The sequence below is a fragment of the Pedobacter agri PB92 genome (assembly GCF_000258495.1).
Classification (GTDB): domain Bacteria; phylum Bacteroidota; class Bacteroidia; order Sphingobacteriales; family Sphingobacteriaceae; genus Pedobacter; species Pedobacter agri.
In genome coordinates this window covers 1-13678 of record NZ_AJLG01000133.1, presented here as the reverse complement: position 1 = coordinate 13678, position 13678 = coordinate 1, and the positions used below count along the sequence as shown (strand labels likewise).

Here is a 13678-nt window from a genome sequence, read left to right as displayed (position 1 = left end):
CTGGAGTTGCTGAATTAACTTCGAATTTTGGTAGTAAAGTTACAAACGTAGCACGTGCTACTTATTCACATCAGAATGATCCTCGTACTTCTGATAGTTCACCATTTCCTTTGGTAGATATTTTAGATGCAGGTAGTGTAATAACCACTTTCGGTTATGAGCCATTTACTTATGGTAATTTACGTGATGTAAAAGGGTATACTTATTCTGATGATTTAAGTTTAGCATTAGGAAAGCATAACATCACATTGGGTTTGCAAGCAGAATTTAGTACTACAAAAAATGGCTTTCAGCGTTTTGGTACTGGCTACTATGTGTTTAACTCTTGGAATGACTTTGTCACCAGACAGAAACCTGCTAACTATGCTGTGACTTACCCTTTAACACCTGATGGTTCGCAAGCATATCCAAGCTTCAAATTCAACCAGTATTCTGCATACATTCAAGATGAATTCACTGTATCCGATCGTTTAAAATTAACAGCGGGATTACGTGTTGAGCAGGCGACATATCCAGATGTAACTGAGATCAGAACACATCCACTAGTAGCAGGTTTAACATTTGCTGATGGTCAAAAAGTAAATACAGGAGCACTACCAGAAAACAGAATTTCATACTCTCCCCGCTTTGGTTTTAACTGGAACGTTTTCGGAGATCGTTCTTTCCAGGTTCGTGGTGGTACTGGTATTTTCACTGGACGTATTCCATTTGTTTGGATTGTTTCTCAATCTGGTGATGCCGGTTTATTACAATATACTCAAACTTATTCAGGTCAGGCAAATACACCATTCTTTAACCCAAACATTGCTCCAAACTTATTAAGTGCAGCACCAGCAGCAGGATCTTCTATTCCAAGTAGCATTAGTGTAATGGCTGAAAATTTGAAGTTTCCTCAAACCTGGAAATCAAGCTTAGCATTTGACATCAAATTACCTTGGGGTATCGTAGGAACTTTAGAAGGAATTTACGGTAAGGATTTAAATGTTGCCGTAGCTAGAAATATTAACTTAGTTAATCCTACTAATCTAAGCATAAGTGGTTACGGTGATACTCGTCCAGTTTTCCCAGCTGGTGGTGCTTTGCCAACTACTTCAGCTGGTGCATTTGGCCGTCAAGTGGTTTCATTAACAAGTGCAGGAGCAGTAGCTTCAACTGCAGCTGCTACAAGTTCATCGGGTTTCAATGTTATTCAAATGACAAATGCTAAAGGTGGTTATAACTGGTTAGCAACTGCACAATTGACGAAACAATTCAATAACGGATTGTCGGCCATGATTGCGTATACACGTTCTGATCAGCGTAACTATGGTGATGGTGGTGGTGACCAGTTGCTAAACTTATGGTCTATTCCTGCAACCTCATCTAATCCGAATACGCCAACCCTAAGTTATTCAAGTAACTTAAATCCTGATCGCTTTATTGCTAATATCTCTTACAGAAAAGAGTATTTTGGTAATTTGGCAACTTCATTCTCATTGTTTTATGAGGGAAGTCAGCAAGGAAGATTCTCGTACACTTATAGCACTGATTTCAACCGTGATGGTCAATCGGGAAATGATCTAATTTATATTCCAAATCCTGGTGAACTTACTGCGGCTTCTTTTGTAGCGATACCGGCTGGTACAAATGGTTATTCAAGAGCATATAGCGCACAAGAGCAGTTAGATATTTTTGAAACATATATTGGACAAGATAAATATCTTAGCAGCCACAGAGGCCAGTTTGCTGAGCGTAATGCTGCAACATCTCCTTGGAGAAACCAATTCGATTTCAGATTGACGCAAGAAGTTTTCAAAAACTTTGGTAAAACAAAAAATTCGTTCCAATTTACTGTTGATATCTTTAACGTAGGTAACTTGTTAAATCGTAAGTGGGGTAATGTGAATTTTGTAAATAACTCAAATATCCTAGTACCTCAAAATGTTGCGGCTTTAGGTAATACAACTACTAAACCAACATTTAGAGTTAACGCAAATGCTGGTGATATTACCAGAAATACGTTTGGTACTTCACAAACAATTTCATCAACTTACTACATGCAATTCGGTGTTCGTTATAACTTTAACTAATACTTAATTCAAATACTAATATTAAAGCCCCGACTGCAAAGTCGGGGCTTTTGTTTTTTACGGCAATTTTAAAAATCTGAAAACCTTTTAGCTGCTTATATAATTATTATTAATAATTAATTTAATAAATAATAAATTATGAGCAGTTCAAAACAAACTCACAACCATGCTACCATTAAAGCATGGGCTGAGAAACATGGTGGTGTGCCCGCAATAGTTGCGGATACCGCCAAAGGAGACAATGACGGGGTGTTAAGAATTCATTTTCCTAAACACAGTGAAAACAAATCCGATTTAAAGGAAATTGATTGGGATACGTTTTTTGAAAACTTCGATTCTAATAAACTCGATCTACTTTATCAGGAGGAGAAAATTGACGGGGAGGAAAGTACCTTCCATAAGTTCATTAACCGTGAGTAGGAAGTGCGGTGATGAGGTAAATAGTTTTGTCAGATCGAGCTTGTCGAAATGCTCAGTTGATTATACCAGTACTTCGACAAGCTCAGTATGACAATGTTATAATTGAGGTTATATGAATTGCATTTTAATTGTAAACGAATGTTCCTTTTTCGCTCTCGATTGTAACTTGTTTTTGTTTGCCTTTTTCTACGCGACCAATAATCTTCGCATCGATGTTAAAGCTTTTTGATATTTCAATGATAGCTGCTGCAATTTCCTGAGGCACGTATAATTCCATGCGGTGCCCCATGTTAAACACTTTATACATTTCTTTCCAATCTGTGCCAGATTCTTCCTGGATAAGTTTAAATAGTGGAGGAACAGGAAATAAATTGTCTTTTATGACGTGAATATCATCATTAATGAAATGCAGCACTTTTGTTTGCGCACCACCGCTGCAATGAACAATTCCATTGATTTGGTGACGATAACTTTCTAATATTTTTTTGATTACCGGCGCATAGGTACGGGTAGGAGATAGCACTAGTTTTCCAACAGTAGTTTTGCCAAATCCTTCGATTTCAATTTCATCTGTCAGTTGTTTCTGACCAGAGAATACCAAATCAAATGGAACTGCCGGGTCAAAGCTCTCCGGATAGTTATTGGCCACAGATTTTTCAAAAACATCATGGCGGGCAGAAGTTAGTCCATTAGATCCCATTCCGCCGTTGTATTCGGTTTCGTATGTTGCTTGACCGTATGAGGCCAAAGCCACAATTACATCGCCAGGCTTAATGTTATCATTGCTGATGATGTCTTCACGTTTCAAGCGGCAAGTCACAGTAGAATCAACAATAATGGTTCTTACCAGGTCGCCTACATCTGCGGTTTCTCCACCTGTTGAATAGATGGAAATGCCTTGCTCACGTAAATCTTCTAAAATTTCTTCTGTTCCATTAATTACCGCGGCAATTACTTCACCTGGGATTAGGTTTTTGTTGCGGCCAATGGTTGAGGATAAAAGAATGTTATCAGTAGCACCTACGCAGATTAAATCATCAATATTCATGATGATGGCATCTTGCGCAATTCCTTTCCAAATGGAAATGTCTCCGGTTTCTTTCCAGTAAACATAAGCAAGTGATGATTTTGTTCCGGCACCATCTGCATGCATGATGTTACAATAAGCTTCGTCACCACCAAGGATATCGGGAATAATTTTGCAAAATGCTTTTGGGAAAATTCCTTTGTCGATGTTTTTGATGGCATTATGCACATCTTCTTTTGAGGCAGAAACGCCACGTTGATTGTATCTGTTATCACTCATGTTGGCGCAAAGATAAGGAATAGAGGGAGAAGGTAAAAGGTAAAAGGTAAAAGGATTTTAGCATTACGTAAAAAGGCAGGAGTTAGAAATTTTATCGCGTACTTAATAATTGTAAATAGACGAAACTAAGTTGAAGAGTTTTTTATATTAAGTGAAAAGTATCTGGTCCGGAGTCAGAAGATTCAGATACCAATACCAGCTCGCAATGATGATCGGCTAAAATTCTGTTATAAAAAAAGGGTGTAAAGTCTAAACCTTACACCCTATATTTTAAACCTAAAGTTTCAAACTTATTTCATGAATAATAATTCTCTGAATTTTGGTAAAGGCCAAACGCTGTCGTCAACAATTTGCTCCAATTTATCAGCATGGTAACGAATTAGATCAAAGTAAGATTTAACTTTTTCGTCATAAGCGATTGCTTTCTCACGGGTATCTTCGATTTTGTTGGTTACTTTACGTTCTTCTAACATGGCATCGATATTCGTTTTTACGATATCTAAATGCTCAGAAAGTTTTTTAACGATATCAAGAGAAGATTTACTTTCTACACCAAGCTCTTTCAATCCCTTAACATTTGCGATTAAAGAGTTTTGATAAGCGATAGCCGCAGGGATAATTGCAGTGTTTGCCACTTCACCCATTACACGAGCTTCGATTTGTAATTTCTTGTAGAAGTTTTCTAACATGATCTCATGACGGGCATGGATTTCACGTTTGCTGTAAATACCTGTAGTTTCAAATAAACTAGCCGATTTTTCAGTTAAATATGCATCTAAAGCTTTAGGTGTAGTTTTGATGTTTGATAAACCACGTGCCGCTGCTTCATCTTCCCACTCCTGGCTGTAACCATTACCTTCAAAACGAATCGATTTAGATTCTTTGATGTATTTTTTGATTACCGTTAATAATGCGATATCTTTTTTATCACCTTTCTTGATTAATTTATCAACTTCAGCTTTAAATTTAACCAATTGCTCCGCCATGATCGCGTTTAAGATCGTCATTGGTGCTGAAGAGTTAGCTGAAGAACCAACTGCTCTTAACTCAAATTTATTACCTGTAAATGCGAAAGGAGAGGTACGGTTACGGTCCGTGTTATCCAACAAAATTTGAGGGATTTTTGGAATACCTAACCAAAGCGCATTATCTTCTTTTATTTTTTTGCTGATACGTGAATGTTCGATCTCATCTAAAACATCATTTAATTGCGAACCCAGGAAGATAGAGATGATTGCCGGTGGCGCTTCGTTAGCACCTAAACGGTGATCGTTGCTCACAGATGCAATACTTGCACGTAATAAATCTGCATGCTCACTAACGGCTTTAATCGTGTTTACGAAGAAAGTTAAGAACATCAAATTGTTTTTTGGCGTTTTACCTGGAGCCAATAAATTTTTACCAGTATCAGTAATTAACGACCAGTTGTTGTGTTTACCCGATCCGTTAATACCAGCATAAGGTTTTTCATGCAATAAAACGCGGAAGTGGTGGCGACGAGCAACTTTTTCCATCAAATCCATCAACAATTGATTGTGATCGATAGCTAAGTTGATCTCTTCGTAAATTGGTGCACACTCAAATTGAGATGGTGCAACCTCATTATGACGGGTTTTTAAAGGAATACCTAATTTTAAAGCTTCGTTTTCAAAATCAACCATGTAAGTGAATACACGCTCAGGAATTGATCCGAAATAGTGATCTTCAAGCTGTTGGCCTTTAGCAGACATATGTCCGAATAAAGCACGACCAGTTAATAGTAAATCCGGACGAGCATTGAATAATGACTCATCAACTAAAAAATATTCTTGCTCGATACCCAATGAAGCGTTTACTTTCGTAATGCTTTTATCGAAATATTGACAAACATCAACGGCAGCTTTATCAAGCGAAGCCAATGCTTTTAATAAAGGTGCTTTATAATCTAATGCTTCTCCTGTATAGGAAACGAATACAGTTGGAATACAAAGTGTTTTACCAGCTTTGCTTTCCATAATGAATGCTGGAGATGATGGATCCCAAGCAGTGTAGCCACGAGCTTCGAAAGTATTACGGATACCTCCGTTAGGGAAACTTGATGCATCTGGCTCTTGTTGAACTAATGCGCTACCAGCAAATTTCTCGATAGCTCCATCGCCACTTGGCTCAAAAAATGAATCATGCTTTTCAGCAGTCGTGCCTGTTAACGGCTGGAACCAGTGAGTGTAGTGTGTTGCGCCAGCGCTCATTGCCCATGCTTTCATAGCGGTTGCAATTTGGTTGGCATCATCAGAATTGATTAATTCACCTTGGTTAATAGATGAGATCAATTTTTCGTACACGTCCTTAGATAAGAAATCTCTCATTTTTTTCTTATCAAATACATTAGCGCCAAAAAAAATCAGAAATTTTTGAAGATGGTGATTTAACTTCTGGTGAAATTCTGTTTTGAGCCTCTTTTAATGCGATGGTTCTTAAGCTTTTCATTAATTTGTTATGTTTTTTGTCAAAAATAGTATATTTTATTAATTTTTATAAAACAATCGTAAGATTTCTATCAATTTTATTGAAAATGAAATAAAAAAATGTTTTTTAAATGAAATTTTTCACTTTTCGTAACGAAAAGAGATTTTTTGCTTCTTTTATGGAATTCTGGTTTTTGATACATCATGCTATAAAAATTAATAGCTATGTTCAATTCATCAATCAACGTGTACAAAACCGAGTGGCTCGATCTTGTATTTGCAGACCGCAACAAAACCTATGGCGCTTATGAATTAAGGTCAAAATCTTCCAGCATCATGACCAGAGCCTTACTGGTTTCCGTAAGCTTGTTTTTATTGCTTGCCTTTGCTCCGCTAGTGTACAGTAAAATGTTTCCTACGGTTATTGAAAAAGTTTCTCCACCCACAGTTGTCGATTTAACTGATGTGATTCATGAAATGAAGAAACCTGAACCTGAGAAAAAAGTTGAGCCTGCAAAAGCAGAACCGGTAAAAGTAAAAACAGTTAAAATGACCTCAAACATTGTTGTGGTAGATAAGCCTGAAATTAAAGATCCGCCAACAATAAAGGAAATTCAGAACGCTGTGGTGAGCAATGTGACGCAAGATGGTGAAATTAAACCTGATCTGGTTTTAACTGTTCCTGCAACTAGTGGCAATGGCAACGGTGTGGCTAAAGAAGGTGAGGGCGGAGGAGAGTCAAATGCCATTGTGGGTATTGAGGGCGTGGATGAATATCCTGAATTTGCGGGTGGCATGAAAGCTTTCACTAAATATATGGAGCGTAACTTACGTTATCCGTCTCATGCGCAAGAGGAAGGAGTTACTGGTAAGGTATTCGTGAGCTTCGTAGTTGAAAAAGATGGTTCCATTACGGATGTGAAAGTATTAAGAGGAATTGGTTATGGATGTGATGAAGAAGCAATGAAAGTAATTAAGAAATCTCCATTCTGGAAACCAGGGAAAAATAAGGGAATTCCAGTTCGTGTGAGATACAATATGCCAATTAATTTTAACCTGATGTAATTTGGTTAGTGATTAAATAAGGTTTGGTTTGTTTGTTGGGATCGAATTGTGAATGTGATAGTAAACATCCGAACGATTGATTAGTGAGGTTGGGTTTTAAATGAAAAGGCTTGAGTTTACTCAAGCCTTTGTTATATATTATATGGTCAATAAATAATGTTATTTCGATTCAATCCATTTTCTAGCATTCACGAAGGCTTCCATCCAAGGCGAAACTTCATCTTTTCTGCCTGCAGGATAATTTGCCCAATGCCATTGAAACAATGAACGTTCAATGTGTGGCATCATCACTAAATGGCGGCCGGTTTCATCACACATCATCGCCGTGTTGTAATCTGAACCATTCGGACTGGCTGGATATGTTTCGTAAGCATATTTCGCTACAATTTTGTATTGATCCTCTGCATATGGCAATGAGAATCTACCTTCTCCATGAGATACCCAAACACCCAATGTACTGCCTGCAAGGGTAGATAACATAACTGAATTGTTCTCCTGAAGCGTTAATGAAGTAAATATACTTTCGTGTTTCCCGCTTCTGTTGTGCAACATTTTAGGTTTATCCTCATGATTTTTGTTAATCAAGCCAAGCTCCACAAACAACTGACAGCCATTACAAATTCCCACAGATAATGTATCAGGACGGGCAAAGAATTTCTCTAAAGCCACTCTTGCTTTTTCATTGTATAAAAATGCACCTGCCCAACCTTTTGCCGATCCTAAAACATCAGAGTTAGAGAAACCACCCACAGCACCGATGAATTGGATATCTTCTAATGTTTCTCTACCAGTGATAAGATCCGTCATGTGCACATCTTTCACGTCGAAGCCTGCCAAATACATTGCATTGGCCAATTCACGCTCCGAATTACTTCCTTTTTCACGAATAATTGCCGCTTTCGGGCGAGGCTTAGCGGAATCAATAACAGGTTTTTTTCCATCAAATTGCAATGGGAAAGTATACTTTAAAACGTGATTTTTATAGTTATCATAACGTTCTTTTGCTAAACCATTTCCAGTTTGCTTGCTATCCAGCAGATAAGAAGTTTTGAACCAAACATCACGTAGATGATTAATATCGAAACTAAAATGATCAGCAGCATTTTTTACTTCCAGCGTAGCTGATGAAGTGACTTCACCAATTTTATGGAAAGCTACACCTGCTTGATTTAAGAATTGTTCCACTGATGCACCAGCCTGGAAAACAAGTGCGATATTCTCTGCAAATAATAGCTTAATGATATCCTGCTCATTTAATGAAGATAAATCGATTGATGCACCTAAATCGCGATCAGCAAAACACATTTCCAATAAGGTTGTAATTAAACCACCACTTCCGATATCATGTCCAGCTTGTATTTTATCTTCCTTAATTAGCTGTTGAATTGTATTAAATGCTTTTGAGAATTGATCAGCATTTTTAACATCAGGGGTTTCGGTGCCAATTTTATTTAAAATCTGCGCAAAAGATGAACCCCCTAACTTATAATTATCGTTAGAAAGGTTGATATAATAAATCGAACCACCATCTTTTTGAAGAACTGGTTCCACTACTTTCGTGATATCATCACAGTTCGCACCAGCAGAAATAATCACTGTTCCTGGCGCAATTACATCTCCATCTTTATATTTCTGTTTCATCGATAATGAATCTTTTCCGGTTGGAATGTTGATTCCTAAATCAATGGCAAACTCTGAGCAAGCTTTAACTGCAGCGTATAAACGGGCATCTTCACCTTCATTTTTACAAGCCCACATCCAGTTGGCAGAAAGCGACACGCTTTTCAATCCATCTTTTAAAGGTGCCCAAACAATATTTGATAATGATTCTGCAATTGCAACGCGACTACCGGCAGCTGGATCAATTAGCGCCGATAATGGAGCATGACCAACCGAAGTAGCAATTCCTTCTTTACCTTGAAAATCCAGTGCTATTACACCGCAATTGTTTAAAGGCAATTGTAATGGTCCGGCGGTTTGTTGTTTTGCCACACGGCCGCCTACACAACGGTCAACCTTATTGGTTAACCAATCTTTTGATGCTACTGCCTCTAATTGCAAAACCTGTTCTAAATATGTATTTAAATCAGCTTTGCTGTATGAAACTTCTTCATATTTGCGATCGATCGTTTGATCTTCCATCACAATTTTCGGAGAACTGCCAAACATGTCTTTCAATTCCAGATCCATTGGTTTAATACCAGAAGTTTCAGATTTGAAAGTGAACCGATGGTCGCCTGTTACCTTACCTACGGTATACATCGGCGAGCGTTCGCGATCAGCAATTTTTTGTAAGGTTTCAATATGTTCGTTGCCGATAACCAATCCCATTCTTTCCTGAGATTCGTTTCCGATAATTTCTTTAGCGGACAAGGTAGGATCGCCCACAGGTAATTTATCAAGGTTGATTAAACCACCAGTTTCTTCTACCAACTCTGATAAACAGTTTAAGTGGCCGCCTGCACCGTGATCGTGGATAGAGATAATTGAGTTATGATCACTTTCTACCATGCCACGAACCGCATTAGCAGCACGTTTTTGCATTTCAGGGTTTGAGCGTTGAATGGCATTCAATTCAATTCCAGATCCGTGTTGACCAGTATCAGCAGATGAAACTGCTGCACCACCCATTCCAATTCTGTAATTTTCACCGCCCAGGATGACGATATTATCACCCTCCTGTGGCTTTAATTTTTGTGCCTGACTCGCTTTGCCATAACCAATACCTCCAGCAAGCATGATTACTTTATCAAAACCCAACTTACGAGAATCTTCTTCATGTTCGAAAGTTAACACCGAACCCGTAATCAATGGCTGTCCGAATTTATTTCCAAAATCTGTAGCACCGTTTGATGCTTTGATCAGGATGTCCATTGGTGTCTGATAAAGCCATGCTCTTTCTTCAACGCCTTTTTCCCACTCGCGGCCTTCTTCTAAACGAGAAAGGGCAGTCATGTAAACCGCAGTTCCGGCCAAAGGTAAAGAACCTTGTCCGCCTGCCAAACGATCTCTGATTTCGCCACCAGAACCTGTTGCTGCACCGTTAAAAGGTTCAACAGTAGTTGGAAAATTATGGGTTTCTGCTTTCAAAGAAATTACCGAATCGAAATCGCTCGTGGTATAATAATCAGGAACATCAGCACGTTTTGGTGCAAATTGCTGCACTTTCGGACCCTTGATGAATGCTACATTATCTTTATAAGCAGAAACAATATCGTTAGGGTTTTCTTCCGATGTTTTACGAATTAATTTAAAAAGAGAAGTCGGCTGTTCCACGCCATCGATAACAAATTTTCCGTTAAAGATTTTATGGCGGCAATGTTCAGAGTTAACCTGAGAAAAACCAAAAACTTCTGAATCTGTTAAAGGTCTTTCTAAGTTTTTTGCCAAAGTGTTTAAATACTCAACTTCCTCATCACTTAAAGATAAACCTTCTTGTTTATTATAAGCAGCAATGTCGGTGATTTCTAAAATAGGCTCAGGTTTGATGTCTATTGTGTAAACTTCCTGATCAAGTTTGCTATATTTTTGTGAAAGCATGGGATCATAATCAGCAAAATCTTCAGCAACTGCTTTAAATTCTTCAATCCTGATGATTCCCTGCATGTCCATATTTTGGGTTATCTCAACAGCATTGGTGCTCCAGGGCGTAATCATCGCCGCTCTTGGTCCAACGAAAAAGCCTGTTAAAGCTGTTTCTTGCGAGATTTTGGCACCGCCAAATAACCATTCAAGTTTAGTAATATCATCTTGGGATAGCGTCTTGCCTGTTTGGAGTACAAAAATCGCCTGCGATTGACTAAGGAAGAAATGAATCATGCTTTTTTTTTGAAAGTGCAAAAATAGGTTTTTTAAATTTAATGAGGGAAGGAATGATGGATTGAATAATAGAATTTTCAACGACTGAATGTAAAATAATGCACTTTAAGAAAATTCCAGTTAATGCATCGTGTTTGCTGCTTTTCTAGGCTGTTCATTAAAATTCAATCATTTTCTGCAACTTTGCTACATTCTGTTATTCAATCAATCAAATCCAATCTTTTACATGTTCAACCGGATTCACCACGTCGCTATTATTTGTTCAGATTATGAGAAATCGAAAGATTTTTACGTTAATAAATTAGGTTTTACGGTTTTAGGTGAATTTTACCGGGCAGAACGAAAATCTTATAAGCTGGATCTTGCTGTAAATGGAACTTATCAGATTGAACTTTTCTCCTTCGAAAATCCACCAGCTCGGCCATCCAGGCCTGAGGCGCAAGGCTTGCGTCATTTAGCATTTGAAGTAGATGATATCGAGGAAGAAATTAATCGGTTAAATCATCAGGGCATTGTAACAGAGCCTATTCGGGTAGATGAATTTACAGGGAAAAGATTTACTTTTTTTGCTGATCCGGATGGTTTGCCATTAGAATTATACGAGGTGTAGCATGAGTATTTTTAAATTCAAGCAATTTGAAGTTGACCAGTCGGGATGTGCCATGAAAATAAATACCGATGGGGTTTTAATAGGAGCGATGGCAAAGCATAGCGCACCAAAAAATATACTGGACATTGGAACCGGCACTGGTGTAATAGCTTTAATGTTGGCACAAAGATATCCGGAAGCAAAAGTTCATGCTATCGAAATTGATCAGCTTGCTGCGGCAGCGGCCAACAAAAATTTTGAACGTTCAATTTTCAGTGAGCGCTTAAGTGTTGATCATATTTCAATATCAGATTTTCATTCTTCGCAGCAGTTTGATCTTATTGTAAGCAATCCTCCGTTTTTTGTAAATGATCTTAAAAATAAAGAGGAGCGAAAAGGAATAGCCCGGCATGCGGATGAAAATTTTTTTGAGCTTCTTGTTCAGCAATCGAATACGTTATTAAGTGAAAAAGGTATTTTGTATCTGATTCTTCCAGTGAAACAGGCACTCGAGGTGATTAGTGAAGCTGCCAAATATCAATTGTTACTTGCCCATCGGATCAATATTCATTCTGACGAAAACAAACCAGCATTCAGACAAATTATTGGTCTCTCTAGGGCGGGGGTGACATTAGTAGAAACTAGTTTTTGTATCTATGCATCGCAGGCTAAACATACGCCAGGATATAAGGAAATATTGAGCGATTTTTTCTTAGCTTTTTAAGGTTTAGGATGATAATATCCTACAATATAAAAACTGGAATTATTTGTGTTTTTTTAAACGCATAAGAGCGATGGAAGTGTTTATTAAAAAAATCATACTGACAACCTCAAATTAAAAATGACCTAGAATTTTAGGTTAAAGTGTGCAATAAGTTTACATATTACTTTACATAATGAAAAAAATAGGTTTAATTTCAGATACGCATGGATACCTGGATGAAGCGGTATTTAAACATTTCGATCAGGTAGATGAAATTTGGCATGCCGGCGATTTTGGTGCTGATGTTGCAGCGCCATTGGCGGCCTTTAAACCTTTGCGTGGTGTGTTCGGAAATATTGATGACGCCACCATCAGGGCAGATTTTCCTGAACAAAATCGTTTTAGATGTGAAGATGTAGCGGTATGGATGACGCATATTGGTGGTTACCCTGGTCGCTATGCTCCTGCTGTAAAGCCAGAAATTTACACTAACCCTCCAAAATTATTTATCACCGGACATTCACATATTTTAAAAGTAATGTTCGATGAAAAGATAAAATGTTTGCATATAAACCCCGGTGCTGCGGGAAAACATGGTTGGCACAAAGTGAGAACCTTAATCCGTTTTTGTATAACTGACGAAAATATTCATACCTTAGAAGTAATTGAGTTATCAGGTAGATAACGTAAAAATTACACTAAGTATGAGTTTAGGAGTAACTACATTAGGACAATTTATTATAGAAAAACAAGCGGATTTTCCTTACGCTAAAGGAGAATTATCCAGGTTGCTACGTGACATCGCAATTGCGGCTAAAATTGTAAACAGAGAAATTAACAAAGCCGGCTTAGTAGATATGTTGGGCCATGTTGGTACGACTAACATTCAAGGCGAAAAGCAAAAAAAACTGGATGTATATGCCGATCAGCAGTTTTTAGCTGCCCTTACCAGTGGAGGTGAATGTTGCATTATCGCCAGTGAAGAAGAGGAAGAGATTATACATATTGATTCTCCTGTTTCTAAAGACGCTAAATATATTGTATGTATCGATCCTATGGATGGTTCATCCAATACAGATGTGAATGTTGCTGTTGGTACAGTATTTTCAATTTATCGAAGAAAAAGTTTTGAAGGTAGGGCAACTATAAGTGATGTTTTGCAGAAAGGAACTGAACAGGTGGCTGCCGGTTATATTATTTATGGCTCTTCAACTATGTTGGTTTATACCACAGGCAAGTGTGTGAATGGCTTAGTGTGTACGT

General features: G+C 37.9%; 9 protein-coding genes and 1 pseudogene. 7 read left to right on the top strand and 3 right to left on the bottom strand.

Features of this window, described 5'->3' with window-relative positions; genetic code table 11:
• Positions 1 to 2069 (top strand): TonB-dependent receptor domain-containing protein (locus ON09_RS17295; protein ID WP_010602324.1); only part of this gene is annotated, 2069 nt, incomplete at its 5' end.
• Positions 2070 to 2207: 138 nt separating this feature from the next.
• On the top strand, positions 2208 to 2489 hold the full coding sequence (locus ON09_RS17290) for a hypothetical protein (protein WP_010602323.1): 282 nt from the start codon (positions 2208 to 2210) through the stop codon (positions 2487 to 2489).
• Positions 2490 to 2613: 124 nt separating this feature from the next.
• Here ON09_RS17290 and ON09_RS17285 read toward each other — a convergent pair whose 3' ends face one another.
• Both ON09_RS17285 and ON09_RS17280 read right to left on the bottom strand, forming a co-directional pair.
• Entirely contained in the window at positions 2614 to 3795 is a 1182-nt protein-coding gene (locus ON09_RS17285; RefSeq protein WP_010602322.1) for an AIR synthase-related protein, read from the bottom strand.
• 290 nt (positions 3796 to 4085) lie between these two features.
• Positions 4086 to 6140 carry a glutamine synthetase III family protein gene (locus ON09_RS17280; RefSeq protein WP_010602321.1) on the bottom strand — a complete coding sequence of 685 codons (2055 nt, stop codon included), beginning with the start codon at positions 6138 to 6140 and terminating at the stop codon, positions 4086 to 4088.
• A gap of 324 nt (positions 6141 to 6464) precedes the next feature.
• Between ON09_RS17280 and ON09_RS17275 the strand changes: the two genes are divergently transcribed.
• Positions 6465 to 7304: an energy transducer TonB gene (locus ON09_RS17275; RefSeq protein WP_010602319.1), complete on the top strand. Its 840-nt coding sequence runs from the start codon at positions 6465 to 6467 to the stop codon at positions 7302 to 7304.
• 159 nt (positions 7305 to 7463) lie between these two features.
• Here the strand turns inward: ON09_RS17275 and purL are convergent, their stop codons facing one another.
• A complete protein-coding gene (purL, locus tag ON09_RS17270; protein ID WP_010602318.1) occupies positions 7464 to 11123 on the bottom strand; it encodes a phosphoribosylformylglycinamidine synthase in 3660 nt (1219 codons plus the stop codon).
• A gap of 226 nt (positions 11124 to 11349) precedes the next feature.
• On the opposite strand from purL, the gene gloA2 reads away from it, so the two are divergent.
• The 4 genes and pseudogenes from gloA2 to ON09_RS17250 form a co-directional block, all read left to right on the top strand.
• Positions 11350 to 11733, top strand: a complete 384-nt coding sequence (gene gloA2 / locus ON09_RS17265; protein ID WP_010602317.1) for an SMU1112c/YaeR family gloxylase I-like metalloprotein — start codon at positions 11350 to 11352, stop codon at positions 11731 to 11733.
• 1 nt (position 11734) lies between these two features.
• Entirely contained in the window at positions 11735 to 12436 is a 702-nt protein-coding gene (locus ON09_RS17260; protein WP_010602316.1) for a tRNA1(Val) (adenine(37)-N6)-methyltransferase, read from the top strand.
• A gap of 172 nt (positions 12437 to 12608) precedes the next feature.
• On the top strand, positions 12609 to 13100 hold the full coding sequence (locus ON09_RS17255; protein ID WP_010602315.1) for a metallophosphoesterase family protein: 492 nt from the start codon (positions 12609 to 12611) through the stop codon (positions 13098 to 13100).
• Positions 13101 to 13119: 19 nt separating this feature from the next.
• Positions 13120 to 13678 (top strand): annotated as a pseudogene (locus tag ON09_RS17250) (class 1 fructose-bisphosphatase); the annotation flags it as partial.

Excerpts from the sequence above, each read along its gene's own strand:
- ON09_RS17290 (WP_010602323.1), top strand. The coding sequence starts at position 2,208 with ATGAGCAGTTCAAAACAAACTCACAACCATGCTACCATTAAAGCATGG.
- ON09_RS17285 (WP_010602322.1), bottom strand. The coding sequence starts at position 3,795 with ATGAGTGATAACAGATACAATCAACGTGGCGTTTCTGCCTCAAAAGAA.
- ON09_RS17280 (WP_010602321.1), bottom strand. The coding sequence starts at position 6,140 with ATGAGAGATTTCTTATCTAAGGACGTGTACGAAAAATTGATCTCATCT.
- ON09_RS17275 (WP_010602319.1), top strand. The coding sequence starts at position 6,465 with ATGTTCAATTCATCAATCAACGTGTACAAAACCGAGTGGCTCGATCTT.
- purL (WP_010602318.1), bottom strand. The coding sequence starts at position 11,123 with ATGATTCATTTCTTCCTTAGTCAATCGCAGGCGATTTTTGTACTCCAA.
- gloA2 (WP_010602317.1), top strand. The coding sequence starts at position 11,350 with ATGTTCAACCGGATTCACCACGTCGCTATTATTTGTTCAGATTATGAG.
- ON09_RS17260 (WP_010602316.1), top strand. The coding sequence starts at position 11,735 with ATGAGTATTTTTAAATTCAAGCAATTTGAAGTTGACCAGTCGGGATGT.
- ON09_RS17255 (WP_010602315.1), top strand. The coding sequence starts at position 12,609 with ATGAAAAAAATAGGTTTAATTTCAGATACGCATGGATACCTGGATGAA.